General features: G+C 70.1%; 20 protein-coding genes, 1 tRNA gene and 1 pseudogene. 12 read left to right on the top strand and 10 right to left on the bottom strand.

The window, feature by feature from the left end; genetic code table 11:
- Positions 1–77: 77 nt before the first annotated feature.
- Positions 78–1,703, bottom strand: a complete 1,626-nt coding sequence (locus ABZ937_RS14050) for an RICIN domain-containing protein (RefSeq protein ID WP_361690638.1) — start codon at positions 1,701–1,703, stop codon at positions 78–80.
- A 677-nt stretch (positions 1,704–2,380) separates the two neighbouring features.
- Positions 2,381–2,731 (bottom strand): MerR family transcriptional regulator, encoded by a 351-nt coding sequence (locus tag ABZ937_RS14055; protein WP_361690641.1) that lies wholly within the window; start codon positions 2,729–2,731, stop codon positions 2,381–2,383.
- A 642-nt stretch (positions 2,732–3,373) separates the two neighbouring features.
- Between ABZ937_RS14055 and ABZ937_RS14060 the strand changes: the two genes are divergently transcribed.
- A complete protein-coding gene (locus tag ABZ937_RS14060; protein ID WP_361690644.1) occupies positions 3,374–3,748 on the top strand; it encodes a hypothetical protein in 375 nt (124 codons plus the stop codon).
- Between the two features lie 60 nt (positions 3,749–3,808).
- On the opposite strand, the gene ABZ937_RS14065 is transcribed toward ABZ937_RS14060, so the two are convergent.
- The 3 genes and pseudogenes from ABZ937_RS14065 to ABZ937_RS14075 form a co-directional block, all read right to left on the bottom strand.
- Positions 3,809–4,021, bottom strand: coding sequence for an SCO5918 family protein (locus ABZ937_RS14065; protein ID WP_361690647.1), 213 nt, complete (start codon positions 4,019–4,021; stop codon positions 3,809–3,811).
- A 72-nt stretch (positions 4,022–4,093) separates the two neighbouring features.
- A pseudogene (locus ABZ937_RS14070) lies at positions 4,094–4,830 on the bottom strand (DEAD/DEAH box helicase); the annotation flags it as partial.
- 283 nt (positions 4,831–5,113) lie between these two features.
- Positions 5,114–5,317: a cold-shock protein gene (locus ABZ937_RS14075; RefSeq protein WP_361690650.1), complete on the bottom strand. Its 204-nt coding sequence runs from the start codon at positions 5,315–5,317 to the stop codon at positions 5,114–5,116.
- Between the two features lie 1,045 nt (positions 5,318–6,362).
- Here ABZ937_RS14075 and ABZ937_RS14080 point away from each other — a divergent pair.
- Complete coding sequence (locus ABZ937_RS14080; protein ID WP_361690653.1) at positions 6,363–7,889, top strand: SDR family oxidoreductase; 1,527 nt, start codon at positions 6,363–6,365, stop codon at positions 7,887–7,889.
- A gap of 16 nt (positions 7,890–7,905) precedes the next feature.
- A complete protein-coding gene (locus ABZ937_RS14085) occupies positions 7,906–9,279 on the top strand; it encodes a deoxyribodipyrimidine photo-lyase (RefSeq protein WP_361690656.1) in 1,374 nt (457 codons plus the stop codon).
- Positions 9,280–9,323: 44 nt separating this feature from the next.
- On the opposite strand, the gene ABZ937_RS14090 is transcribed toward ABZ937_RS14085, so the two are convergent.
- A tRNA-Gly gene (locus tag ABZ937_RS14090) sits at positions 9,324–9,397 on the bottom strand.
- A 529-nt stretch (positions 9,398–9,926) separates the two neighbouring features.
- Between ABZ937_RS14090 and dcd the strand changes: the two genes are divergently transcribed.
- Positions 9,927–10,502 (top strand): dCTP deaminase, encoded by a 576-nt coding sequence (gene dcd / locus ABZ937_RS14095; protein WP_361690659.1) that lies wholly within the window; start codon positions 9,927–9,929, stop codon positions 10,500–10,502.
- Between the two features lie 13 nt (positions 10,503–10,515).
- Positions 10,516–11,019: a phosphoribosyltransferase gene (locus ABZ937_RS14100; RefSeq protein ID WP_361690662.1), complete on the top strand. Its 504-nt coding sequence runs from the start codon at positions 10,516–10,518 to the stop codon at positions 11,017–11,019.
- An 82-nt stretch (positions 11,020–11,101) separates the two neighbouring features.
- Here the strand turns inward: ABZ937_RS14100 and ABZ937_RS14105 are convergent, their stop codons facing one another.
- Together ABZ937_RS14105 and ABZ937_RS14110 are read right to left on the bottom strand one after the other, a co-directional pair.
- Positions 11,102–12,142, bottom strand: coding sequence for a YIP1 family protein (locus tag ABZ937_RS14105; protein WP_361690665.1), 1,041 nt, complete (start codon positions 12,140–12,142; stop codon positions 11,102–11,104).
- Positions 12,143–12,226: 84 nt separating this feature from the next.
- Positions 12,227–13,711, bottom strand: a complete 1,485-nt coding sequence (locus ABZ937_RS14110; RefSeq protein WP_361690668.1) for an FG-GAP and VCBS repeat-containing protein — start codon at positions 13,709–13,711, stop codon at positions 12,227–12,229.
- A gap of 207 nt (positions 13,712–13,918) precedes the next feature.
- Between ABZ937_RS14110 and ABZ937_RS14115 the strand changes: the two genes are divergently transcribed.
- Both ABZ937_RS14115 and ABZ937_RS14120 read left to right on the top strand, forming a co-directional pair.
- Entirely contained in the window at positions 13,919–14,938 is a 1,020-nt protein-coding gene (locus ABZ937_RS14115) for a hypothetical protein (protein ID WP_361690671.1), read from the top strand.
- Between the two features lie 32 nt (positions 14,939–14,970).
- Positions 14,971–15,291 carry an antibiotic biosynthesis monooxygenase gene (locus ABZ937_RS14120; RefSeq protein ID WP_361690674.1) on the top strand — a complete coding sequence of 107 codons (321 nt, stop codon included), beginning with the start codon at positions 14,971–14,973 and terminating at the stop codon, positions 15,289–15,291.
- 73 nt (positions 15,292–15,364) lie between these two features.
- On the opposite strand, the gene ABZ937_RS14125 is transcribed toward ABZ937_RS14120, so the two are convergent.
- Positions 15,365–17,632: a (Fe-S)-binding protein gene (locus ABZ937_RS14125; protein WP_361690677.1), complete on the bottom strand. Its 2,268-nt coding sequence runs from the start codon at positions 17,630–17,632 to the stop codon at positions 15,365–15,367.
- Positions 17,633–17,832: 200 nt separating this feature from the next.
- Between ABZ937_RS14125 and ABZ937_RS14130 the strand changes: the two genes are divergently transcribed.
- The 5 genes from ABZ937_RS14130 to ABZ937_RS14150 all read left to right on the top strand — a co-directional run bounded on the left by ABZ937_RS14130 (position 17,833) and on the right by ABZ937_RS14150 (position 23,117).
- A complete protein-coding gene (locus tag ABZ937_RS14130; protein WP_361690680.1) occupies positions 17,833–18,858 on the top strand; it encodes an MraY family glycosyltransferase in 1,026 nt (341 codons plus the stop codon).
- 94 nt (positions 18,859–18,952) lie between these two features.
- On the top strand, positions 18,953–20,803 hold the full coding sequence (gene dnaK / locus ABZ937_RS14135; RefSeq protein ID WP_361690683.1) for a molecular chaperone DnaK: 1,851 nt from the start codon (positions 18,953–18,955) through the stop codon (positions 20,801–20,803).
- Positions 20,800–21,462, top strand: a complete 663-nt coding sequence (grpE, locus tag ABZ937_RS14140; protein WP_361690686.1) for a nucleotide exchange factor GrpE — start codon at positions 20,800–20,802, stop codon at positions 21,460–21,462. The genes dnaK and grpE overlap by 4 nt, the downstream gene beginning before the upstream one ends.
- Positions 21,463–21,495: 33 nt before the next feature.
- A complete protein-coding gene (gene dnaJ / locus ABZ937_RS14145) occupies positions 21,496–22,665 on the top strand; it encodes a molecular chaperone DnaJ (protein ID WP_361690689.1) in 1,170 nt (389 codons plus the stop codon).
- A gap of 5 nt (positions 22,666–22,670) precedes the next feature.
- Complete coding sequence (locus tag ABZ937_RS14150; protein WP_228621400.1) at positions 22,671–23,117, top strand: helix-turn-helix domain-containing protein; 447 nt, start codon at positions 22,671–22,673, stop codon at positions 23,115–23,117.
- A 56-nt stretch (positions 23,118–23,173) separates the two neighbouring features.
- Here the strand turns inward: ABZ937_RS14150 and ABZ937_RS14155 are convergent, their stop codons facing one another.
- Positions 23,174–24,880, bottom strand: coding sequence for a PA14 domain-containing protein (locus tag ABZ937_RS14155; RefSeq protein ID WP_361690692.1), 1,707 nt, complete (start codon positions 24,878–24,880; stop codon positions 23,174–23,176).
- Between the last annotated feature and the right edge of the window lie 68 nt (positions 24,881–24,948).

Below are 24,948 nucleotides of genomic sequence, written 5' to 3' on the forward strand. Positions count from 1 at the left end.
CCTGATCGACACTCACCACCACGAGGAGCCCCAGCCGTGCATCGGCTGGGGCTCCGGGGCGCATTCGTCGGCTTCACCTACTTGAGTGCTGTACCGCGCGAGTTGTGATAGGCGATCGTCTTGTTGATCAGGTTTCCGCCGTCGGACTCGACCGCGGTCTGTTCCTCCTGCCCCGGACCGAAGAACAGGCCGGCGACATGGGCGTTCGCGACCTGGTCCATGTGTGCGAAGAACCAGTCCACCTTGTCGTCCTTGTAATGGTTGCGGGTGTTGTTCTGCGCCATGTTGCCCACGGGGATCTGCCACAGGACCACCGGCTTGCCCACGGACTCGGCCATCGTCCTGTAGAACTCCAGCGCGGCGGCGGCCTTCCGGTCGGTCCAGAAGTGGTCACTGCCGCCGTGGGCCGGCTGTGCGTACCAGCCCGCGTCGCGGTCCGACACATCGGTGGCCAGGAAGTCGGCGTTCTGCGCCCCGAGGCTCGCGTAGTCCTTGACGCAGGCCTGTGTGTCGGTCTCCCAGTCGAAGCAGGAGAGGTGCATCCCCACGGCGGTGTTCGGCGCGTACTTGTGCGCCATCGAGATCAGGCACTGGGCGAGTCCGGCGGCGCTGTTCTCCTGCGATCCGCAATCCGTCGGATTCGCGCCCGAGACCTGTGCGGGAACCTGGTGCGGATTGCCGAGCGACCGGACGTAGCCCCAGAAGTCGGGCTCAAGATCGATCGCTTCGTGCGACGTGCCGATCTTCTGGAGGAAGAAACGGTAGTCGTTCAGGTACCGGGTGAGCAGGTCAAGCCGGTTGATGGCCTTGACCTCGCCCGGACCGTCGCCCTGGCCTGCCGCATCCCCGAGGTCGCGCAACGAGTACCAGGTCCAGAGCATCTTCTGCGGACGCGGGCTGCCCTTGTACGTCGCGTGGGCCGCCACGTCGTCCCGCCAGGTCACGTAAGTGCCGGGCGCCGTGGTGCTGCCGTTCCAGCAGCCCCACCAGCCCGACCAATCGTCGTGGCAGCGCGCTGCCGAGTAGTAGTCCGACGAGGGCGCGGGCTGGCTGTGCACATAGGCGTACCGCACGTCGAACGGTGCGGCAGCTGCCGAGGCGTCGGACATCGAGCCGCCGATGAGCACCTTGTCACTGCCCATGAAGCGTTTCGTCGAGCTGCCGCCACCGGCCGAGGGAGACGGTGCTGACGACGGCTGCGTGCCGACACTCCCGGCCGGGACGAGCTTCCACTGCTGATCGGCACCGCCCCGGTCGCGGTTCTGGACGACGTCGCCCCCGTCGGCCTTGGCGGCGTTGTGGACCTCGACGGCCATGCCACTGAAGTGATTGATCAAACGCACGTAGCCGTCCGGCGACTTGGCCAGTTTGAACTGCTGGTTGGTGCCGTTCAAGTCTTTCCACTGCACGATGGCGGAGCCGGCGGTCTTCGACCGGCCGAGGTCGTCCAGCACCTTGCCGGAGTTCCGGTTCTGCAGCCGGTAGTACCCGTCACCCGCGTCGATGAACCGCCACTGCTGGTTGGCCCCGCCGTGGCGCGCCCACTGCACCACCGCCGCGCCGTCGTTCGTGGCGGAGCCGCGGTCGTCCAGCACCTTGCCGCTGTTGCGGTTGACCAGCACGTACCACTTCTTCAGATCCAGGGTCTTTTGCTGCGCCGAAGCCTGGCTGACCACGACAGCCGAACCGGCCACGACCACCATGGTGAGACCCGCCCAGAGACCCCGATGCGCGAGCAACCGACGGCCACGGTGCTTCGGGCGACCACCGCGCGCGCCGCCGTCGCCGTCGGCACGGTGGCCGCCGCCGCGGGACGCCGCCGATGACGCGGGTGGACCGGGGACATGTCTGTGCTCTCGTTCCAGGGACATGCCTGTGCTCTCTTTCAGCTGGTGCATCTGACCGGACCGCTTGGCCGGACAAGACTCAGTGGTCCGAGAGGCCGAAAAGGTTGCCGCGAAGATCCCCAGGGCTTTTCCGCCTGTGCAGGGGTGAGGGGCGGTTCGGCCCGGATCGTCTTGCCGACGCGGGCGGGACGAGGCCTGACTGCTGTGAGAGCTGAGCGACGATCACCGTCGGGTTCACGGGCCAGGGCTACGACGGAGGCGCCGTTGCACGGGCCGGTCGGTACCGCTGGTGACCCTGGTTGTCCGCTCTTATGGCCACGCGGTGGGCACGGCGTCGAAGGACGCCGGCCGAAGCGCTTGCGGGAACGGGCTCTGCGCTTGGCGCCGCTGTCTCCGTCGACATGCCCGGGGACCCTTGGCGAGTGCACAGCCCTTCTGGCGGGGTGCGTCTCAGCAGCGGACCGGCGACTTTCCGAGCCGTGCTCTCCTTCGGCCGCAAGACGGCGTTTCGGATACGGCGCGCGCCCGCGTGTTCAGGCGGAGCCGGAGCCGGCACGGCCCGCCGACTCGCTGGCGGCACGACGGTACTCGGCGTTGATGCGCTGCGCTTCCTCGAGCTGGTCCTCGAGGATGACGATGCGGCACGCGGCCTCGATCGGAGTCCCCTTGTCGACGAGCTCGCGGGCGCGCGCGGCGATCCGCAGTTGGTAGCGGGAGTACCGGCGATGTCCTCCCTCGGAGCGGAGCGGAGTGATCAGGCGAGCCTCACCGATGGCCCGGAGGAAGGCCGGGGTGGTGCCGAGCATCTCGGCTGCCCGGCCCATCGTGTACGCGGGGTAATCGTCGTCGTCCAGACGATCATTCAGGGGGTTGTCCGATGTCATGTCACCTCGCTGTGCAACGCGTCGAGGGGCCCTGGCGCCGTACGGCACCAGGGCCCCGAAGGAAATTGAACACCATCTGTCGGCCCTACTGCTGTGCCGACCTTCTGTTTCCGCTACCCAGCCCGGCAGAGGGGGGTGCGGGGGGATCGCAGCTGCTTGACCGGGGACCACCATCCATTCCGGGGTCTTGCGGTACCCGGGCCGAGTGCTTCTCGGGCCGGGCGATCCTGATGGCGTCTGCTCCTCCGTTCCTCTCTGAACCAACCACTGAGTGAACCGGTACTGCTGTTGGCGGCTCCTTGGCGTGCGAGCCGCCCAGTGCGGCTCCCAGTCCCGTCACCCGTTCTGGGAACACTCCGGCTTCGAGGCTCGAGAGCCGCACTGACCTGCGTACTTCGTCTTCAGGCACCCGCCAGTTCGTGTCTGGCGGGTCTCGTTCGACCGTGTCTACGAGAAGGAGCATACCCATGCCGGGAAAGAAAATCTACTCATGCAAGAGTAGATTTCACCCTTCTGGTGGAGGAAGAAGCCTGCCGCGGTCGGGCCTCACCGGTTGACGGAAGCCGCCTCCTGCCGAGCGCCCAACTGCCTCAGCCTCACGGGTGGTTCCTGATACAGGTGGACCGAATAAGCTGTGCTGTCATGTCGAACCCTGATGAGCTGCTCGTCGCCATCTCCGCCGCGGTGGAGTCCGAGCGAAGCAATCAGATGTCGCTGACCGTGGTCGTCGGCGGCGCCGTCATCACCGGCCGGCTGGCTCCGGAGGCCGTGTGGAGGGAGCGGGTGGCGGAGGTCCTGAAGGACTCGGACCGTCTCGGCCCGTTCTCGGACGTCTTTGCGCGCGGTCTGCGAGGGAACCGGCCAGGTCGCGGCGAGGCACCCACGCATCTGCACTTTCATCTCGCCCGGATCCTGCAGGGCAGCCTCGGCATCCCGGAGACGGGCGGCATGTATCGCGTCGCGATCAAGGACGTCAGCGCATGGACCGTAGGAGATCTCGTCCATTTCGACCGGTGAGACGCTGCCTCCGCCCCGCTGCCCGGCCGGCGCTCCCCGGGGGCGGTCTCCCGCCCGTCCTCACACGGCCACGGGGCCGGTGCCGCCGAGCAGTGCGGACGCGGTTTGGAGGAGGGTGGAGCCGAGAGGCGTCATGGCCCGCACGACCTCGCCGGCGGTGAAGTCACGGGGGTCCTGTCGTGTGATGCCCTGGCCCACCTGCTCGACGGGGTAGCGGCGGCGGCCGACGATCACGGACGCCCCCGTGACGAGCTCGGGCCTGACGCCCTTCATCGAGGCCGGCACCCACCGACGCCACCCGAGCGGCCGGCAGAGCTGTGCTCTGGTCGTCCCCGTCGCACACGGTCAGGTACTCGACCCGGACACGGGGGTGGGGCCCGGCCTGCGGTGCTGCATCCGCGCCGGCGTCAAGGGTGTCTCCTTCGATAAGGGCTGGTCGGCTTGGCGGTCTTCGGCCCCGGGAGACCACGGCGGCTTCCGGAAGACCAACGGGGCTCCGGGGACCGCGCCGACCCGAGCAGCCGAGTGGTTGCCGGGCCGCCGCTGTGCCCTGCGGCGCACCCCCGCGCCGACGGGTCGGCCCTGGCCGGTGCGGTCCCGGCGGTACCTGGACGGCGAAGGCTCGCGGCGGGTGCGTTCCACGACAGGCGCGGTGATGACCACAGGGACCCCGGAGGTCGCCTGGGCGCCTGTGATCCGGCTCAGCTCCGCTGCCGGACTCCCCGGCGCGGCCGTGCGGCCGCCACGGCGCAGACAGTCCCTGCGGTCCAGGGTGGCCGAGAACAACAGCCGCCGGCCCTCGGGCGCACCTGATCGAGCAGGGCGGTGGCCTGGGGCATGAACCCCATGTCCGCCATCTGGTCGGCCGCGTCGAGCACCGTGACATCGACGTCGGCGAGTCGGCAGTCGCGCCGGTCGATGAGGTCCTTGAGCCGACCGGGCGTCGCGACGACCACCTCCGCGCCGGCCGGGGTCTTGCCCGAGCCGGTGCGGCCGCGACCGAGTACGTCACGGCCGGCCAGGGAGTCAGGCAGGTTCGCCGCCTGGATCGGGAACGGTACGGTCACGCCTTCATGGCCGAGCGTGGTCGGTTTCCGTGACCACTGGAGCGGCCCGCAGCGGTGCTTCCTCCGAAGCGGTCGTATGTGCGATTGGTGCGTGCGCGAGTGGTACGTGTGCGGTTCATGCGGAACCTTTCCTCGGTGCGGGCACGCATCAAGGAATTTCCGCAGCGGAATGAGCGGCGCAGGATCGCGAGAACGGGTCGAAAAAGACAGGGCCGAATCGTCCCGGGAATAAAGCGCGCTGGGGCCCGCACCCCAAGGTGCGGGCCCCAGCTGCGAAGTATGCGTCAGTGCCGGTGCGTCAGGCGGGAACGATGTTCTCGGCCGTCGGGCCCTTCTGGCCCTGCGCGATGTCGAACGACACCTTCTGGCCTTCCCGCAGCTCGCGGAAACCCTGGGCGGCGATGTTCGAGTAGTGGGCGAAGACGTCGGGGCCGCCGCCGTCCTGCTCGATGAAGCCGAAGCCCTTTTCGGCGTTGAACCACTTCACGGTGCCAGTAGCCATGTTGTTTCTCCTTCGAAGGCGGTTTCGGGAATACGCCCTGTGCGCGTTCCGTGTCGCCGTGATGATCAGCCGTCGGAAAAACCTTCTGGCAACCACACCTGCAACTGAGAACGACAGTAGCACGGTGCGATCGGCCTTGCGTGGTGGACAATTCCACTCCGCCGGGCGGTAGAGGAATACTCGCCGTACCCGACATCTATATCTCATTTCACGGGCACAGATATTGGTCTCCGCAGGCGCGGCTTTCCTGCCGTGCACTTCCGCCCACCATCCCCGCGAAGAGCGCGACGGCCAGTGGCCGGCAGCCACCTCCGCAGGGGCAGCGCGCGACCTCGTCCCGTGGTGGCGGACGCTTTGGCCGACGTCCAGACGACGGTGATTCGTCGGGCAGGTGGATCCCGGAGATTCCGGGGGCACGGGGAGTGGCGTGGGAGGCGCGAGGCGAGTCCCGTGTTCGCACCGGCTCCGATTCACCCCCTGCTTCCCTGCATCTGCCGAGCGGCGTCGGAGTCGCGGGAAGGTGTCCTGGACGGTGCGTGGTGACCGCGGTCGCGCGACATCGCTGCCGAGCTGCCCGAGCTGCTGAGCGCCGTGCTCGGGACCGAACTGCTCCGCCACGGCGCGGTCCATCGCCCGCCGCCTCGGCATCTGCCCAGACACTCCGGGCCACAACCAGCCGGGGCCAGGCGGACCTGCCCTGGGCAACAAACAATCCCCAGGTCGCTGACCTGGGGATTCGGTGTGTCGGCATCGCTGTACAGGGGCCGGGCGCCCGTGGTCGACCGTGATTGTCCGCACTTACGGGCACGGATAGGGCACGTCCCTGCCGTACCCCAGTCTTCGCCGTCCTCACCCACCGAAGCCGTTGTCAGCGCCCTCCGGCCGGGGACGGCGAGGTTGCGGTGTTCGTCCGCGGCCCCAAGCATGGGGTCAGAGACCAGCGGCAGGGCCTCTCGGAAGGCACCTCCCAGGAGGACATGAGAGCCATGACGTTTCCTGCGCCCCGGTCCGCAGGCCGTCGCCGGACAAGGCGCACTCGACAGGCATGCGTGCGACCGGCATGACCGACGACGACCGGCCGCTGCGCTGTCTGGTCACCGGCGCCACCGGTTACCTGGGCGGAAGGCTGGTGCCGGAGTTGCTGGCCGCCGGGCATTCCGTGCGCTGCCTGGCCCGCTCGCCCGGCAAGCTGCGGGATCATCCGTGGGCCGGGCAGGCGGAGGCCGTGCGCGGGGACGTGACGGACGAGGGCGCCGTGCGCGCGGCCATGGAGGGCATGGACGTCGCGTACTACCTGGTGCACGCGCTGGGCACCGGTCGGGGCTTCGAGGAGACCGACCGGCGCGCCGCCCGGATCTTCGGTGAGCAGGCGCGGGCCGCCGGAATCCGCCGGATCGTCTACCTCGGCGGACTCAGCCCTTCCGGAGTACCCGAGCACGCACTGTCACCCCATCTGCGGTCCCGCACCGAAGTGGGCCGCATCCTCCTGGCCTCGGGCGTGCCGACCGCCGTGCTGCGGGCAGCCGTGATCATCGGGTCGGGTTCGGCCTCGTTCGAGATGCTGCGGTACCTGACCGAGCGGCTGCCCGTGATGGTGACCCCGAGCTGGGTGCGCACCCGCATCCAGCCCATCGCCGTCCGCGACGTGCTGCGCTACCTCGTGGGATGCGCGACGCTGCCGTACGACGTGAACCGCGCCTTCGACATCGGCGGACCGGACATCGTCACGTACGAGGAGATGATGCGGCGGTACGCCGTCGTCGCCGGGCTGCCGAAACGGGTCATCGTCCCGGTTCCGCCGCTCACCCCCCGGCTGTCCAGCCTCTGGGTCGGTCTGGTCACCCCGGTGCCGGGCGCTCTCGCGCGCCCGCTGGTCGAGTCGCTCAGGCACGAGGTGGTCTGCGCCGAGCGGGACATCGTCCGTTACGTGCCGGACCCGCCGGAGGGACCGGTCGGTCTGGACCGGGCGATCCGGCTGGCTCTGCGGCGTGTGCAGGACGCGGACGTCGCCACCAGGTGGTCCTCGGCCTCGACTCCCCGCGCCCCCAGCGACCCGCTGCCCACCGACCCCGACTGGGCGGGCGGGAGCCTCTACACGGATCACCGAGAGCGCACGGTCGCGGCGCCGCCGCAGGAGCTGTGGCGGGTGGTGGAGGCGATCGGCGGCGAGAACGGCTGGTACTCCTCGCCGCTGGCCTGGTCCCTGCGGGGCTGGCTGGACGCTCTGGTCGGCGGAGTCGGTCTGCGCCGGGGCCGCCGGGACGCGACCAGGCTGCGGGTCGGCGACAGCCTGGACTTCTGGCGAGTGGAGGAGATCGAGCCGGGCCGGCTGCTCCGGTTGCGCGCGGAGATGCGGCTGCCGGGCCTGGCCTGGCTGGAGATGGCCGTCGACCGGGATCCACAGGGGCGCACGGTGTACCGGCAGCGGGCCCTGTTCCATCCGCACGGCCTGGCCGGGCACGCCTACTGGTGGGGGGTGACCCCCTTCCACGCCGCGGTCTTCGGCGGCATGGTCCGCAACATCGCCGCCGCGGCCGAATCGGCTGCCCCTGAACCGGCCCGTACTCACTGAGGGGGCTCGAGGAACCGTGCGCGTCTCGGTCGCCCTGTTCACTGCCGACCTGCGGGTGCACGACAACCCGGTCCTTCAGGGCGCTCTGAAGGACGCGGAACGTGTGGTCCCGCTCTTCGTCGTCGACAGCGGCATCCGCCGCACCGGCTTCACCGGACCCAACCGCGCGGCGTTCCTCGCCGACAGCCTGGCCGATCTCGACATGGCCCTGCGGGCCCGGGGCGGCCGGCTGGTGGTGCGCGTCGGTGACGTGGTCGAGGAGACCTGCCGGGTGGCGGCGGAGACGGGGGCCGCCGTGGTGCACATCGCGGGCGGGGTGAGCCGCTACGCGGGACGGCGCGAGGACCGGCTGCGCACGGAGCTGGCCGGCGACCGACGCGAACTACGCGTCCACGACGCCTCGTTGACGGCCGTACCGCCGGGGGCACTGACACCCGCGGGCAAGGACAGGGACCACTTCGCGGTCTTCACCCCGTACTTCCGCCGGTGGGAGGGCTTCTCCGTGCGCGGCGTCCTGCCGGCACCGGACGCCGTACGGCTACCGGACGTGGGCTCGGCCGGCCTTCCTCGCGCAGAGTCCCTCACGTCGGGTTCCACCTCGCCGGGCCGGCCTGCCGGCGGGGAATCCGAGGCCCGCCGCAGGCTGCGGTCATGGCTGGCAGGCCCGCTGTCCGCATACGGCGACCTGCAGGACGACCTGGCCGCCGACGCGACTTCCCGGCTCTCTCCCTACCTGCACTTCGGCTGCCTCTCACCCACCGAACTGCTGCACCGGGCCCGCGCCCAGGACGATCCCGGTGCGCGTGCCTTCGTCCGCCAGCTCGCCTGGCGGGACTTCCACCACCAGGTCCTGGCGGCCCGCCCGGACGCGGCCGACCACGACTACCGTCCCCGGCACGACCGTTGGCGCCGCGCCACGGAGGAGTTCGAAGCCTGGCAGGACGGCCGCACGGGCTACCCCGCCGTCGACGCCGCCCTGCGACAGCTTCGCCACGAGGGCTGGATGCCGGGCCGTGCCCGCCTGCTCGCGGCAAGCTTTCTCACCAAGACGCTGTACATGGACTGGCGGGCGGGAGCCCGCCACTTCCTGGACCTCCTTGTCGACGGCGATGTGGCGAACAACCAGCTCAACTGGCAATGGGTCGCCGGGACCGGCACGGACACCCGCCCGAACCGGCTCCTCAACCCACTCGTCCAGGCACGCCGGTACGACCCCCGCGGGGAGTACGTACGCCGCTGGCTCCCCGAGCTCAGCCACCTCGACGCCACCGCGGTCCACCGCGTCGTCCACCTCGACACAGCCACCCGGGCGGGCCTGGACTACCCCGCCCCGATCGTGGACCTCGCCGCGGCCGCCACCCGATTCAGGGAGCGGCGGAGAGCCGACTGACCGGAAAAAAACAAACCCCAGGCCGCTGACCTGGGGTTTCAATCTGGAGCGGGTGACGAGAATCGAACTCGCGCTCTCAGCTTGGGAAGCTGATGTTCTACCATTAAACTACACCCGCGTAAGTACAGACATGATCAGGGTCCCGAAGGATCCCGTGTCCGACGCTCGCTCACTTTACATCATCGCGGACCCCCGGTGCTGGGACCCCGGGGGTCCGAGTCTGTTTCAGGGTGGGATCCGGCTGCGGGCGGCCCGAGTTGGGGCGTACCGTGGGGGCCCGGAGTGCCGCCTGGAGCGCCGTCTCTTTGATCCCGTAATGTGGCTTTTGTCGTCCGGGCAGCAACGCCGGACGAGGCTCTTGGGGAAGGGACTTGAGGGACTTGATGGAACGCACCGTCGTCCGATGTGCGGACGGGCACGTCTTCAGCACCGCTTCGTTCCCGATGCAGCAGGCCGAGCGGCTCGGTCCGGGCCGGCTCGTGCGGTGTCCGCGGTGTGCCCGGCTCCGCAGTGCGGTGCCGGTGGCTGTCGCCATGGAGAAGCGGTGAAGCGGCGACAGGACAACTGGCTGTAGTCGGAGTGTGACCGCGGGCGCGCGGAGCCGTCGTGAATTCCATGGCTCCGCGCGCCTTGCGTATCCTCGCTACGTGCTTCTCTCAGACAAGGACATCCGGGCCGAGATCGACGCCGGGCGGGTACGGATCGATCCCTATGACGAATCCATGGTGCAGCCGTCGAGTATCGACGTGCGGCTGGACCGCTATTTCCGGGTGTTCGAGAACCACCGCTACCCGCACATCGACCCCTCCATCGAGCAGGCCGATCTGACGCGGCTGGTGGAGCCGGACGGCGACGAGCCGTTCATCCTGCACCCCGGGGAGTTCGTGCTGGCCAGCACGTACGAGGTCATCTCGCTCCCTGACGATCTCGCGTCGCGGCTTGAGGGCAAGAGTTCGCTCGGGCGGCTCGGGCTCGTCACGCACTCCACCGCCGGGTTCATCGACCCCGGCTTCAGCGGGCACGTCACCCTGGAGCTGTCCAACCTCGCCACGCTCCCGATCAAGCTGTGGCCGGGCATGAAGATCGGGCAGCTGTGCATGTTCCGGCTGACCTCGCCCGCCGAGTCGCCGTACGGCAGTGAGCGCTACGGCTCCCGCTACCAGGGGCAGCGCGGGCCCACCGCCTCGCGGTCCTTCCTCAATTTCCATCGGACCCAGGTGTGAGGTCGACCACAGCATGAGCAGCGCAGACGTGCGGGAGAACCTGACCTACGAGCGGTTCGGGGGCGCCATCCGGGAGCTGGCGCAGACCATCGCCGATGACGGGTACGAGCCCGACATCGTGCTGAGCATCGCCCGGGGCGGGGTGTTCGTCGCCGGTGGGCTCGCCTATGCCCTGGACTGCAAGAACATCCACCTGGTGAACGTGGAGTTCTACACGGGCGTCGGAACCACCTTGGAAATGCCCGTCATGCTCGCGCCCGTGCCGAACGTGATCGACTTCTCCGACAAGAAGGTGCTGATCACCGACGACGTCGCCGACACCGGCAAGACCCTGAAGCTCGTACGCGACTTCTGCCTGGACACCGTCGCCGAGGTGCGCTCCGCGGTGATCTACGAGAAGTCCCACTCCCTCGTGAAGTGCGAGTACGTGTGGAAGCGGACCGACGACTGGATCAACTTCCCGTGGAGCGTCGAGCCGCCCGTGGTGAAGCGGGCCGGACAGGTTCTCGACGCCTGAGAACCAGCACGGAACCAGGAGCACCAGGAGTACGAAAGGGCCCCGGCAAACCGCCGGGGCCCTTTCGCTTCACTCACCGCTTCTAGAACGTGCCCAGCTTCACTATCGACAGCAGCGCCACCAGCTGGATCGCCGACGCGCCCAGCGCCTTCGGCCAGGGCAGGTCGTGGGAGCGGGAGACCATCATGGTCAGCAGGGCGCCCGCGCCGACCCAGGTGGCCCAGCCGAGGATCTGGACGAAGCCGGCGTCGCCGCCGAAGAACATGGCGACGATCAGGCGGGGCGCGTCCGTGAGGGCCGTGATCAGCATGGACAGGCCCACCGTGGGCTGCCAGGCGCCGTCGCCGCCGAGCTGGCGGGCCAGCGTGTGCGTGACCACGCCCAGGACGAACAGGCCCAGCACCATCACGACCGCCGTCACCAGCACGATCGGCACCGCGTTGGACAGCGTCGCGCTGATCGCGTCCTCGCGGGCGCCGTCGAAACCGAAGACGGCGAGCAGGCCGTAGAGGAAGGTGACGATGAGGGCGGGGGCCCACATCGTGTAGTCCCGCATGCGCAGGAACGTCTGGTCGGGGGAGAGGATGATCCCCTTCAGGAGTTCCTTCCAGTGCAGCGGCGGCCCGACCGGGCCGGCGGGCGCGGCGGCCGAGCCGGCGTGGTAGGTCGCGCCCTGCGTGTAGCCGGCGGCCTCGTCGACCGAGAAGGCCTGGGTGTGGCCCGGGTTGTTGGCCGCGTAGGGGTCGTGGCCGCCGTGTCCGGGGTGCGCGTAGCCGCCGTCGCCGAAGTACTCCGGCCCGTCGTCGGCCGGCCCCGGGTGTCCGTACGACTGCTGTCCCGGCTGCGGGTACGGCGGCTGCGGCGCCGACGGGTAGCCGTACGAGGGGCCCGACGGGCGGCCCGCCGGGCCCGGCCTGCCGTACGACGGCCCCCCGGGCTGTGCGGGGCCGTGCCCTCGCCCGTACGACGGTCCCTGGGGCGCCTGCTGTCCTTGGGGAGTGCGGTTGTCCCGGCCCCCGCGTCCGATCCTGAATCCAGCCACGTCATCGAACGTACCTGGTCCTGAGGGCCGACGTGCCGGGCCCGGCGGTCCGGGCCCGGCTTTGCGGCCGACCTGTGACATCCCCTAAGGGACCGTCAGGCGAGGTCCCCGGGGTTCTTCGGGGATTCCTCGGGGTTCCCCTGGGTTCGCGCCTCCGGCGCCGGCTCAGTCCGCGATGACCGCGCCGAACTGCGGGGTGCCGGAGGTCGAGACGCCCACGGTGGACGCCCCGAAGGCGCGGGAACCGGTCGTGGTGAGCTTCGTGCCGTTGGACGGCAGGTAGGTGATCGCGCCGTCGCCGCCGTTCTCGTACGAGCCGATCACCAGGTCGGCCTTGCCGTCGCCGATGACGTCGTCGAGCTTGACGTCGGCGCCGAACAGGTCGTTCTTCTCGTCGGCGTCGGGGACGCCCGCGGTGCTCTGGGCGAAGGACTGGGCGCTGGAGGCCGTGTTCACACCGGACTTGGCGCCGTACAGCACGGTGACCTGGCCGGTGTTGGAGACGCCGCCGATGTCCTCGTTCGGGGAGCTGACGACGAGGTCCTGGTAGCCGTCGCCGTTGACGTCGCCGAGGTCGAGGTCCCAGCCGAAGCCGTCGCCCGTCTCGGAGCCGCCGGGCACGTTGCCGGTGTCCTGGTTGATGGACCTGGTGCCGGCCGGGCCGGAGGCGGAGCCGTAGGTGACGCTCACCCGGCCGCCCTTGGCGGAGTCCGGGATGGTCCTGCCGTCGCCGGTCTTCGTGTCCCAGGAGGCGCCGCTGACGATGTCGCCGAAGCCGTCGCCGTTGATGTCGCCGATGCCGGTGACGATGCCGGACTTGAGGGCCTTGGCGGAGGCGGCGCTCAGGCCGTTCGCGGTACCGGGCAGCCAGTAGTTGGTGTTCCAGTGGGACGACGTCCGGGTCTCGTAGCCGTCGACGACGAGGTCGGTGCGGCCGTCGCCGTTCACGTCGCCCGCCGTCAGGTTCATCGGGCCGTACGGGTAGTCGTCGGTGCCGGACTCGATGGGCGGCTTCACGGTGGTGCGGCTGCCGGGGGCGCCGGTGGGGCCGAAGCCGCCCTTGTAGAGGTAGAGGGTGGCGGCGGAGCTGCCGACGACCAGGTCGGCCTTGCCGTCGCCGTCGAAGTCGCCGGCGGCCAGGGTCTGGCCCCAGTAGTCGTGGGAGCCGGCGGCCGGGTCGGGGATCTCCACGCCCTTGCCGGTCAGGCCGCTCCCGGAGCCCCACAGGAGGGTGACGGCGCCGCCGTTGGTGTCGGTGCCGACCTTCTCGCTCGGGGAGCCGACGGCGAGGTCGTCGTAGCCGTCGCCGTTGAAGTCGGCGTACGCCAGCTCGGCGCCGAACATGTCGCCGGCCTCGGCGGTGCCGGGGGTGCCGGAGCTGTTCTGGCTGAGGGTGGTGCGCTTGGCGGAGGAGACGCCGGTGGACGTGCCGTACAGGACGACGACCTGGCCGGCGCCCTTCTGGCCGCCGACGTAGGCGGTGGCCGCCGAGGTGGCGACGTCGCCGATGCCGTCGCCGTTGAAGTCGGCCTTGGCGACCTTGAAGGAGTCGGCGGCGGTGGCGGGCGACGCGGCGAAGGTGAGCAGACCGCCCGTGAGCGCGGCGGCCACGGCCGTAGCGAGGGCCAGTCGCGGGTGGTGCGTGTGCATGCGGTCTCCTGCGGCATGCGGGGGATGCCTGGCGGGGCATCCGCAGTTGATGGGGTGCGGTCCGCCCGTGTTCAGCACGGGTTGTCCCGAGGTTCACCGGGCGGTCGGCGATCAGGAGACCGGCGATGGTCCTCAAGGGTTGTACGCGTGTTCGGAAGCGGTATGAAGTCGATGTGACTGCTGGGGGCAGAGGGGGAGGGGTTACGGATGGTGTCCGCGTTGGTGTGGTTCGTACGGCTGTGCGGGCTGGCGGGGTGGGGGTCGGCGGCCGTCGCGTGCGGGTGGCTGCTGGGGGCCGCGCCCATGTCCCGGCCGTGGGACGGGCCCCTGGTGTGGGGCGGCGTGGCCGCCGGGTGCGCGGCGGTGCGGGTGCTGGCGCTGTGGGCACTGCGGCTGATCGGCGAGGACGGGGCGCCCGGCTGGAAGGTGTCCCTGAAGAAGGGCACAGGACGGAGGGACGTACGGAACGTACGGCACCAGGACGTGTGGCGCCGGCATGTGCGGTGGCGGAGCGGACGGTCCTTCGGCCTCGCCGGCTCCGCGCTCTGGGTCAAGGGCCGCACCGCGCTCGTCTGGCTGCTGGTCGCCTTCGCCGCCGGCGCCATGTTCGCCTGCCTCATGAGCATGGGCAGCGGGCGGATCGACGAGCTGCGGGACGCCGGCGCCGAGGTGGCCACGGCACGGGTGGTGGGGGATCCGCTGCGGGTGCGGGCGGAACGGGACGACGAGGACCAGGTGAAGGGGTACGCCTCGCGGCTCGTGGTCGCCGTCGACGGTGGCGCCGGGCGGCTCACCGTGAAGGGCGCCTACACCTACGACAAGCCCCGCGAGGGCACCCGGGTGCGGGTGCTGTGGGCCCCGTCCGCGCCCGGCCTCGGCGGGTACGTCAACGAGTCCCGGGACCTGCCCACTCTGGCCGCCGGCCGCTGGCAGCCCTTCGCGGACGACGAGCTGGGCGGCGCCGCGCTGTTCGCGTTCGTCCTCGTCGCCGTCATCGGCGGGCTCGTCATGGCCCCGGTCTTCTCCCTGGCCGCCGACGAGGACTCCCTGGAGGAGCGGGCCTGGTCGGCGCCGTGGCAGACGGTCCGCGGCCTGTTCGTCGTCGGGCAGTACCTGGCCTGGCGCCCGATCCTGCTCGGGCAGGAGGCGCACTGGGCGTCGTTCGCGTTCGCCGGCGGCGGCTTCGTCCTCGTCCTGTTGGTGTACGCGTTCACCACCGCCTTCTGATGCCGGCCGGGGGCATGGTCCAGGATGGGGGCATGAGCGTAGTGAAGATCAACGTGCTGACCGTTCCCGCCGAGCAGCGGGAGGTCCTGGAGAAGCGGTTCGCCTCGCGGGCCCACGCGGTGGAGAACTCCGACGGCTTCGAGTGGTTCGAGCTGCTGCGCCCCGTGGAGGGCACCGACACCTACCTCGTCTACACGCGCTGGCGGGACGAGGAGTCGTTCCAGGCGTGGATGGAGGGGCCGATGAAGTCCGCGCACCAGGGCGGCGAGGGCGGCGAGCGCCCGAAGCCGGCGGCCTCCGGCTCCACCCTGTGGTCCTTCGAGGTGGTCCAGCAGGCCGGGCCGAAGGCCTAGCCGATCCGATCCACACATGACGGCGCCCCCTGCCTGTGCGGGTCAGGGGGCGCCGTACGTCGGGGAGCGGCTGTTACTTCACCGGCTCCGGCTCCGGCTCGCTCTCGGTCTCCGGCTCGCCCGCCGGGTCGACCGGCGTCTTGACGGATTCGAGCAGCAGCTGGGCGACGTCCACGACCTGGATGGACTCCTTGGCCTTGCCGTCGTTCTTCTTGCCGTTGACCGAGTCGGTCAGCATGACGAGGCAGAACGGGCAGGCCGTCGAGACGATGTCGGGGTTGAGGGAGAGGGCCTCGTCGACGCGCTCGTTGTTGATGCGCTTGCCGATCCGCTCCTCCATCCACATCCGCGCGCCGCCGGCGCCGCAGCAGAAGCCGCGCTCCTTGTGGCGGTGCATCTCCTCGTTGCGCAGGCCCGGGACCTTGCCGATGATCTCGCGCGGGGGCGTGTAGATCTTGTTGTGGCGGCCCAGGTAGCACGGGTCGTGGTAGGTGATGATGCCCTCGACCGGGGTGACCGGGACCAGCTTGCCCTCGTCCACCAGGTGCTGCAGCAGCTGCGTGTGGTGGATGACCTCGTAGTCGCCGCCGAGCTGCGGGTACTCGTTGCCGAGCGTGTTGAGGCAGTGCGGGCAGGTCGCGACGATCTTCTTCGCCGACTTGGGCTTCTTGGTCGCCGGGTCCTCGTCGTCCTCGCCGAAGGCCATGTTCAGCGCGGCGACGTTCTCCATGCCGAGCTCCTGGAACAGGGGCTCGTTGCCGAGGCGGCGGGCGGAGTCACCGGTGCACTTCTCGTCGCCGCCCATGATCGCGAACTTGACGCCCGCCATGTGCAGCAGCTCCGCGAAGGCCTTGGTGGTCTTCTTGGCGCGGTCCTCCAGGGCGCCGGCGCAGCCGACCCAGTACAGGTACTCGACCTCGGTGAGGTCCTCGATGTCCTTGCCGACGACCGGGACCTCGAAGTCGACCTCCTTGGTCCACTCCAGGCGCTGCTTCTTGGCCAGGCCCCAGGGGTTGCCCTTCTTCTCCAGGTTCTTGAGCATCGTGCCCGCCTCGGAGGGGAAGGCGCTCTCGATCATGACCTGGTAGCGGCGCATGTCCACGATGTGGTCGACGTGCTCGATGTCCACCGGGCACTGCTCGACACAGGCGCCGCAGGTGGTGCAGGACCACAGGACGTCCGGGTCGATGACGCCGTTCTCCTCGGCGGTGCCGATCAGCGGGCGCTCGGCCTCGGCCAGGGCCGCGGCGGGAACGTCCTTCAGCTGCTCCTCGCTCGCCTTCTCCTCGCCCTCCACGGTCTTGCCGCCACCCGCGAGCAGGTAGGGCGCCTTGGCGTGCGCGTGGTCCCGCAGCGACATGATCAGCAGCTTCGGGGAGAGCGGCTTGCCGGTGTTCCAGGCGGGGCACTGCGACTGGCAGCGTCCGCACTCGGTGCAGGTGGAGAAGTCGAGCAGGCCCTTCCAGGAGAACTGCTCGACCTGGGAGACGCCGAAGACGTCGTCCTCGCCCGGGTCCTCGAAGTTGATCGGCTTGCCGCCGGACGTCATGGGCTGGAGCGCGCCGAGGGCCGTCGAGCCGTCCGCGTTGCGCTTGAACCAGATGTTCGGGAAGCCCAGGAAGCGGTGCCAGGCCACACCCATGTCGGTCTTCAGCGAGACCACGATCATCCAGGTGAAGGAGGCCGCGATCTTCAGGCCGGCGAAGAAGTAGGTGAGGTTCTGGAGCGTGGAGACGTCCAGGTCCCGGAGCGCGGCGACGACCGGGTACGAGATGAAGAACGAGGCCTCGTAGCCGTCCACGTGGTGCTGGGCGCCTTCGAGGGCGTGCAGCATGAAGATGCAGACGCCGACGATGAGGATGATCGTCTCGACGAAGTACGCCTGGCCGGTGTTCGAGCCCGCGAAGCGGGACTTGCGGCCCGGCTTGCCCGGCCGGGACAGCTGCCGGATGACGACCAGCGTCGCGATGCCGATCACCGTCATGGTGCCGATGAACTCGACGTAGACGTTGTACGGTGCCCATTCGCCGATGAGCGGCAGGATCCAGTCGGCCTTGAAGAGCTGGCCGAAGGCGTTGACGATCGTCAGGAGCAGCGTGTAGAAGCCGATCGCGACGAACCAGTGCGCGATGCCGACGATGCCCCAGCGGTTCATCCGGGTGTGCCCCAGGAACTCCTTCACCAGGGTGACGGTGCGCTGGTAGGGGTCGTCGGTCCTGGACCCGGCCGGCACCGGCTGGCCCAGCCGCATGAAGTTGTAGATCTGCAGGAGGGCGCGGCCGAACAGTGCCACGCCGACCACGATCAGGACCAGCGACACGATGATCGCGGCGAGTTGCATTGGCGCTCCTGAGGCGGCCTCGGTCTGAACGAGCTGTCTGAACTGATCGACGTTACTAAGCGGTAACTTATGTAGTCCGTCTGAGACTACCCCCATCTTCCGTCGGGATGCAGCAGAGCGCGGGGTGATCTGGGTCGCCGCCAGGCAATCGGATCGTGTTATTCGTACCGAATTGATACTTTCGCCCCTACCTTAGAGCCGTGCTCTACGGGATCGCCGCCGCCACCGCCGCCCTGCTTCTCGCCGCCGTGCTCGCGGCGGCGCTCCGGCTGCCCGCCCTCAGAGCCGGGATCCTCGACCGGCGCCGGCAGCGGCCCCTGCCGCTCCTCGGCGGACTCGCCGTCGTGCTCGTCACCTGCCTGGTCGCGGGGGTGGGCGAGTGGACCCGGGTCGCCCGGCTGGGGGAGGGGGTCGGACGGCTGCTGGTGGTCGCCGCCGGGATCGCCGGACTGGGCCTGGTGGCCGACGTGTGGCGGCTGCGCGCACGCGTGCTGGTCGCCGGTACGGCCGTGGCGGCGGCCTGGGTGGTGCCGTACGACGAGACGGGCGTGCCGGGCGGGCTGCTGGCCGTCGGCTGGATCGTCGTCGCCACGCTCGCCTTCAAGGGGCTCGACCACGCCGACGGGCTGGCCGGGACGGTCGGGGTGGTCACCGCCTTCGGCGCGGGGGCCTGTGCCGCCGCCGAGGTGATGGACGGGCTGGCCGTGCTGCTCAGCGTGGTCGCCGCCGCCCTCACCGGCTTCCTGATGCACAACTGGCATCCCGCGCGGGTCGGCCTCGGCGCCTGCGGCTCGCTGTTCACCGGGTTCGTGCTGTCCTCCGCCGTCGTCTTCACGCGCGCGGGGTACGAGATCGGGCCGAGCGCGGCGGTGGTGTTCTGCCTCGGCGCCGTCGCTCTCGCCGACGCCCTGCTCGTGGTCCTCGCCCGGGGGGTGGCCCGGCGTCCGCTGCTCAGGCGCGGCCCGGACCATCTCGCGCACCGGCTCAGACGGCTCGGGCTCACCCCGCAGGGGGCGGTCGTACTGCTGGGGGCCGCTTCCTTCTCCTCGGTGCTGGTGGGGGTGCTGGTGCACGCGGGGTGGACCGGGGACGGGGCTGCGCTCTGGGTGGCGGGCGCGGTGGTGGCCGCCGTGCTCGTACTCGTACTCCTTCGGACACCTGTCCAGCAGCCCCCGCCGACGACATCCACGCAGGTCAGCGGGCGGTTGCGTGTAAGGAACGGATAAGAGTTGAGTGGGTCCGACTCAGGTCTGTTGACCCATCGCACCTCCTCGTGCACACTTGAGCCTGTTCCACTCAAGTCAGCTGGAGGAATCAACCATGGCACGTGCGGTCGGCATCGACCTGGGCACGACTAACTCCGTCGTCAGCGTTCTGGAGGGCGGCGAGCCCACCGTCATCACCAACGCCGAGGGTGCCAGGACCACGCCGTCCGTCGTCGCCTTCGCCAAGAACGGTGAGGTGCTCGTCGGCGAGGTCGCCAAGCGCCAGGCGGTCACGAACGTGGACCGGACCATCCGCTCGGTGAAGCGCCACATGGGCACCGACTGGAAGATCGAGCTCGACGGGAAGCCCTTCAACCCGCAGCAGATCTCCGCGTTCATCCTGCAGAAGCTGAAGCGGGACGCCGAGGCCTACCTGGGCGAGAAGGTGACCGACGCGGTCATCACCGTCCCGGCGTACTTCAACGACTCCGAGCGTCAGGCGACGAAGGAGGCCGGCGAGATCGCCGGTCTGAACGTCCTTCGCATCGTCAACGAGCCGACCGCGGCGGCCCTCGCCTACGGCCTCGACAAGGACGACCAGACGATCCTCGTCTTCGACCTCGGTGGCGGCACCTTCGACGTGTCCCTCCTGGAGATCGGCGACGGCGTCGTCGAGGTGAAGGCCACCAACGGTGACAACCACCTCGGTGGTGACGACTGGGACCAGCGTGTCGTCGACTACCTGGTCAAGCAGTTCCAGTCCGGTCACGGCGTGGACCTGTCCAAGGACAAGATGGCCCTCCAGCGCCTCCGCGAGGCCGCCGAGAAGGCCAAGATCGAGCTGTCCTCCTCCACGGAGACCTCGATCAACCTGCCGTACATCACCGCGTCCGCCGAGGGTCCGCTGCACCTGGACGAGAAGCTCACCCGGGCTCAGTTCCAGCAGCTGACGGCCGACCTGCTGGAGCGCTGCAAGACGCCGTTCCACAACGTCATCAAGGACGCCGGCATCTCCATCAACGAGATCGACCACGTCGTCCTCGTCGGCGGTTCCACCCGTATGCCCGCCGTCGCCGAGCTCGTCAAGGAGCTGACCGGCGGCAAGGAGGCCAACAAGGGCGTCAACCCGGACGAGGTCGTCGCCATCGGCGCCTCGCTCCAGGCCGGTGTCCTCAAGGGTGAGGTCAAGGACGTCCTGCTGCTCGACGTCACCCCGCTGTCCCTCGGTATCGAGACCAAGGGCGGCATCATGACCAAGCTGATCGAGCGCAACACCACGATCCCGACCAAGCGCTCCGAGATCTTCACGACGGCCGAGGACAACCAGCCGTCCGTGCAGATCCAGGTCTACCAGGGCGAGCGCGAGATCGCGGCGTACAACAAGAAGCTCGGCATGTTCGAGCTGACCGGTCTGCCGCCGGCCCCGCGTGGCGTCCCGCAGATCGAGGTGTCCTTCGACATCGACGCCAACGGCATCATGCACGTGACCGCCAAGGACCTGGGCACGGGCAAGGAGCAGAAGATGACCGTCACCGGCGGCTCCTCGCTGCCGAAGGACGAGGTCGACCGCATGCGCCAGGAGGCCGAGCAGTACGCGGAGGAGGACCACCGCCGCCGCGAGGCCGCCGAGACCCGCAACCAGGGCGAGCAGCTCGTCTACCAGACGGAGAAGTTCCTCAAGGACAACGAGGACAAGGTCCCCGGCGAGGTCAAGACCGAGGTCGAGGCCGCCGTCGAGGAGCTGAAGGCCGCGCTCAAGGGCGAGGACACCGCCGCGATCCGCACCGCCACCGAGAAGGTCGCCGCGGTCTCGCAGAAGGTCGGCCAGGCCATGTACGCCGACGCCCAGGCCGCGCAGGCCCCGGGCGGTCCCGAGGGTGCCGCCGCCGGTGGCGCCAAGGCCGCCGACGACGACGTCGTCGACGCCGAGATCGTGGACGACGAGCGCAAGGACGGTGCCGCGTGACGGAGGAGACCCCGGGCTTCGAGGAGAAGCCCGACGTCCCCTCCGGCGCCACCTCCGACGACGCCGAGCCGAAGGCCGCCTCCTCCTCCGAGGAGGGGGCGGCCCCGGCCGGGGACGCCAACACAGAGAACGCGGGTCTGGTCGCCCAGCTGGACCAGGTGCGTACGGCGCTCGGTGAGCGCACGGCGGACCTCCAGCGCCTCCAGGCCGAGTACCAGAACTACCGCCGCCGCGTCGAGCGCGACCGGGTCGCGGTCAAGGAGATCGCCATCGCGAACCTCCTGACCGAGCTCCTGCCCGTGCTCGACGACATCGGCCGCGCGCGGGAACACGGCGAACTGCTCGGCGGCTTCAAGTCGGTGGCCGAGTCGCTGGAGACCGTCGCGGCCAAGATGGGCCTGCAGCAGTTCGGCAAGGAGGGCGAGCCCTTCGACCCGACGATCCACGAAGCCCTGATGCACTCGTACGCGCCGGACGTCACCGAGACGACCTGCGTGGCGATCCTGCAGCCCGGGTATCGCATCGGGGAGCGCACCATCCGCCCCGCGCGGGTGGCCGTCGCCGAGCCGCAGCCCGGCGCGCAGACGGTCAAGGCCGAAGGTGCCGACGAGGGCACGCCGGCCGACGACAAGGAGAACGGTGGCCCGGAGGAGGGCTGACGTAGACACCGAACGGAAGGAGGGACGTCGGGGATGAGCACCAAGGACTTCATCGAGAAGGACTTCTACAAGGTCCTCGGCGTCCCCAAGGACGCCACCGAGGCCGAGATCAAGAAGGCGTACCGGAAGCTCGCCCGCGAGTTCCACCCGGACGCCAACAAGGGCAACGCCAAGGCCGAGGAGCGCTTCAAGGAGATCTCCGAGGCGAACGACGTTCTCGGCGACCCCAAGAAGCGCAAGGAGTACGACGAGGCACGCGCCCTGTTCGGCAACGGCGGCTTCCGCCCCGGGCCGGGCACGGCCGGCGGCTCCTTCAACTTCGACCTGGGCGATCTCTTCGGAGGCAACGCCCAGAGCGGAGGCGGCTTCGGCGGCGGAATCGGTGACGTCTTCGGGGGCCTGTTCAACCGCGGCGGCACGGGTACGACCCGTACCCAGCCCCGGCGCGGCCAGGACATCGACACCGAGGTCACGCTGAGCTTCACGGAGGCCATCGAGGGCGCCACGGTGCCGCTCAGGATGTCCTCCCAGGCGCCCTGCAAGGCGTGCTCGGGCACCGGCGACAAGAACGGCACACCGCGCGTGTGCCCGACCTGCGTCGGCACCGGGCAGGTCGCGCGGGGCTCCGGCGGCGGCTTCTCGCTCACCGACCCCTGCCCCGACTGCAAGGGCCGCGGCCTGATCGCCGAGCACCCCTGCCTGGAGTGCAAGGGCAGCGGGCGCGCCAAGTCGTCCCGGACCATGCAGGTCCGCATCCCGGCGGGCGTGACTGACGGGCAGCGCATCCGGCTGCGCGGCAAGGGCGCGCCCGGCGAGCGCGGCGGTCCGGCGGGCGACCTGTACGTGGTCGTGCATGTCGGGGAGCACCCGGTGTTCGGCCGCAAGGGCGACAACCTCACCGTCACCGTGCCGGTGACGTTCGCCGAGGCGGCCCTCGGCGGCGAGGTGCGGGTGCCGACGCTCGGCGGCCCCGCCGTCACGCTGAAGCTGCCGCCCGGCACGCCGAACGGCAGGACGATGCGGGCCCGGGGCAAGGGCGCGGTCCGCAAGGACGGCACCCGTGGCGATCTGCTGGTCACCGTGGAGGTGCGTGTTCCCGCGGACCTGTCGGGGAAGGCTCGTGACGCGCTGGAGGCGTATCGCGAGGCGACCGCGGACGAGGACCCGCGGGCGGAGCTGTTCGAGGCCGCGAAGGGAGCTTGAGAGTGATGGACGGCCGTCGGCGTAACCCGTATGAACTGACCGAGGAGACCCCGGTCTACGTCATCTCGGTGGCGGCCCAGCTCTCCGGACTCCACCCGCAGACGCTGCGCCAGTACGACCGCCTGGGCCTGGTGTCCCCGGACCGCACCGCGGGCCGGGGCCGCCGCTACTCGGCCCGTGACATCGAACTGCTCCGCCAGGTACAGCAGTTGTCGCAGGACGAGGGCATCAACCTGGCCGGCATCAAGCGGATCATCGAACTGGAGAACCAGGTCGCCGCCCTGCAGTCCCGCGTCGCGGAGCTGGAGGCGGCCCTGGACGGCGCGGCGGCGGCGATGCAGCAGCGCGAGGCCGCGGTGCACGCCTCCTACCGGCGCGACCTGGTCCCGTACCAGGAGGTCCAGCAGACCAGCGCGCTGGTGGTGTGGCGGCCGAAGCGGCAGCAGGACTGACGCGCGCAGGCGCAGCCGAGAGGGGCCCGGGCAACCCGGGCCCCTCTCGCCGTTCCTCAGGGCGCCAGGGCGGCCCAGGTGCCGCCGGGCGCGGATTCGGTGCCGTCCGCGAGGAGGGCGGTCACCCAGTAGAAGTGGGTGGTGCCCTTCGGGGCGCCGGTGTCCTCGTAGGACGTCCCGGCCGTGGCCGCCAGCTTCTCGTACGCCTTGGTCCCCGGGTTCCAGCGGTAGACCTGGTAGCCGGTGGCGTCGGGTACCGCGTTCCAGCCCAGCGTGACCGGCCCCGCGCCGTCCTGGCCGGTGGTCGCGTTCGGCTCGACCGGCGAGCCCTCGGGCGTCGGCACGCTCGGCGTCATGTCCAGCTCGGTGGCGACGACGGAGGAGGCCGGACCGTTCCACTGGTTCGCGGAGTTGCCCTCGTCGTCCACGGCGTCGACGAAGAAGCAGACCTCGTCGCCGTCCGGGTGCGTGAGGTAGGTGTAGGACGTCGTGTCCGGCGAGAGGTAGTCGAGCGTGCCGGCGTAGCAGGCCTGGTCGCCCTCCTCGCCGACGATCTCGCCCCGGTGGACGGTGTAGTACTTCAGGTCCGTGGCGGGGCTCTTGTCCCAGTCCAGCCGGAAGCCGTACTCCGTCGGGGTGACCTTCAGACCGGTGACGAGGGCCGGCGGGTCGTTGTCCCAGATCCTGCCCCGCTGCGCCGCGGACCGCACGGACTCGTTGCCGGCCGCGTCGACGGCCGAGACCCGGTAGTAGTAGGTGACGCTCTCGGCGGCCGAGGTGTCCAGGTAGGACGGCTTGTCCACCTTGGCCAGTTCGGTGTACGTGCCGTTCTCCGTCGGCGCCCGGAAGACGCGGTACGACACCGCGCCCGCGACCTCGTTCCAGGCCACCTTCAGCCCGCCCGTGCCGCCCTCCGGGGTCACCTCGCCCGTCGCGGCCGTGATGACGGGCGCGTCGGGCGCGACCCGGTCGACGGTGGTGACCGGCTGGTCGGCCGTGCCCGCCGACTCGTTGCCGGACCGGTCGAAGGCGCGGACCTCGTAGTAGTACGTCTCGCCGGTCTGCGGCAGGGCCGTGTCGGTGTACGACGTGACGGTGCGGGTGGCGAGCGGCTCGGCGTCGAACGGCCTGCCCTTCGGGCGTCGGTAGACGCGGTACCCGGCGAGGTCCATCTCCTTGTTCTTCGCCCAGCTCAGCGCGGCCTTGCCGGTCGCCTTGTCGTACGCCACCGAAACCCCGGCCGGCACCAGGGGCTTGACCTTGTCGACGTCGGCGCCGCTGCGCGGGGCGTAGCCGAAGGAGGCGTCCGCGCTGCCGGTCCAGTTGACGTAGTCGATGCGCAGGGTGTGCTTGCCGGACGGGACGGTGACGTCGACCGTCTTCGACTGGTCACGGGAGACGTTCTTCCACAGGTCGATCTTGCGGGTGCCGTCGAGGTACACCCGGATGCCGTCCTGCGCGGTCGCGACGAAGGCGAAGGGGCCGCCGGAGCCGAAATCGCGGGTCACGGTCCAGCGGACGCCGAAGTTGTCCTTCGGCAGCCCGGACGCGGGCGCGCCGCTGCCCCACTGCTCGTGGATGCCGCTGTCGCAGTCGGATTTCTTCGGCGTGCCCGAGAACGTGGTGTTCGCGAAGAACTGCCGGGTGTAGACCGGTGAGACGCAGTTCGGGGCGGCGGAAGCGGCCGGGGCGACGGTGCCGAGCAGGGCGCCGGAGGCGGCGAGCACGACGGCCGTGGCGGTCGCGCGTCTGGCTGGGTTCATTCGGTCCTCTGATCGATTCGGTGCGGCTCGGGGCCGCGGAGATCACGACTCGCAGTGGACCGGGTTGG

The sequence above is a fragment of the Streptomyces sp. NPDC046727 genome (assembly GCF_040645635.1).
In the GTDB taxonomy this organism is placed as follows: domain Bacteria; phylum Actinomycetota; class Actinomycetes; order Streptomycetales; family Streptomycetaceae; genus Streptomyces.

What these genes read in the sequence shown, in the direction of transcription:
- ABZ937_RS14105 (WP_361690665.1), bottom strand. Translation starts at nt 12,142, where the DNA reads ATGTCACAGGTCGGCCGCAAAGCCGGGCCCGGACCGCCGGGCCCGGCA.
- ABZ937_RS14065 (WP_361690647.1), bottom strand. Translation starts at nt 4,021, where the DNA reads ATGAAGGGCGTCAGGCCCGAGCTCGTCACGGGGGCGTCCGTGATCGTC.
- ABZ937_RS14120 (WP_361690674.1), top strand. Translation starts at nt 14,971, where the DNA reads ATGAGCGTAGTGAAGATCAACGTGCTGACCGTTCCCGCCGAGCAGCGG.
- ABZ937_RS14060 (WP_361690644.1), top strand. Translation starts at nt 3,374, where the DNA reads ATGTCGAACCCTGATGAGCTGCTCGTCGCCATCTCCGCCGCGGTGGAG.
- ABZ937_RS14155 (WP_361690692.1), bottom strand. Translation starts at nt 24,880, where the DNA reads ATGAACCCAGCCAGACGCGCGACCGCCACGGCCGTCGTGCTCGCCGCC.
- ABZ937_RS14150 (WP_228621400.1), top strand. Translation starts at nt 22,671, where the DNA reads ATGGACGGCCGTCGGCGTAACCCGTATGAACTGACCGAGGAGACCCCG.
- ABZ937_RS14050 (WP_361690638.1), bottom strand. Translation starts at nt 1,703, where the DNA reads ATGGTGGTCGTGGCCGGTTCGGCTGTCGTGGTCAGCCAGGCTTCGGCG.
- ABZ937_RS14110 (WP_361690668.1), bottom strand. Translation starts at nt 13,711, where the DNA reads ATGCACACGCACCACCCGCGACTGGCCCTCGCTACGGCCGTGGCCGCC.
- ABZ937_RS14115 (WP_361690671.1), top strand. Translation starts at nt 13,919, where the DNA reads ATGGTGTCCGCGTTGGTGTGGTTCGTACGGCTGTGCGGGCTGGCGGGG.
- ABZ937_RS14100 (WP_361690662.1), top strand. Translation starts at nt 10,516, where the DNA reads ATGAGCAGCGCAGACGTGCGGGAGAACCTGACCTACGAGCGGTTCGGG.
- ABZ937_RS14125 (WP_361690677.1), bottom strand. Translation starts at nt 17,632, where the DNA reads ATGCAACTCGCCGCGATCATCGTGTCGCTGGTCCTGATCGTGGTCGGC.
- ABZ937_RS14075 (WP_361690650.1), bottom strand. Translation starts at nt 5,317, where the DNA reads ATGGCTACTGGCACCGTGAAGTGGTTCAACGCCGAAAAGGGCTTCGGC.
- dnaK (WP_361690683.1), top strand. Translation starts at nt 18,953, where the DNA reads ATGGCACGTGCGGTCGGCATCGACCTGGGCACGACTAACTCCGTCGTC.
- ABZ937_RS14080 (WP_361690653.1), top strand. Translation starts at nt 6,363, where the DNA reads ATGCGTGCGACCGGCATGACCGACGACGACCGGCCGCTGCGCTGTCTG.
- dnaJ (WP_361690689.1), top strand. Translation starts at nt 21,496, where the DNA reads ATGAGCACCAAGGACTTCATCGAGAAGGACTTCTACAAGGTCCTCGGC.
- ABZ937_RS14055 (WP_361690641.1), bottom strand. Translation starts at nt 2,731, where the DNA reads ATGACATCGGACAACCCCCTGAATGATCGTCTGGACGACGACGATTAC.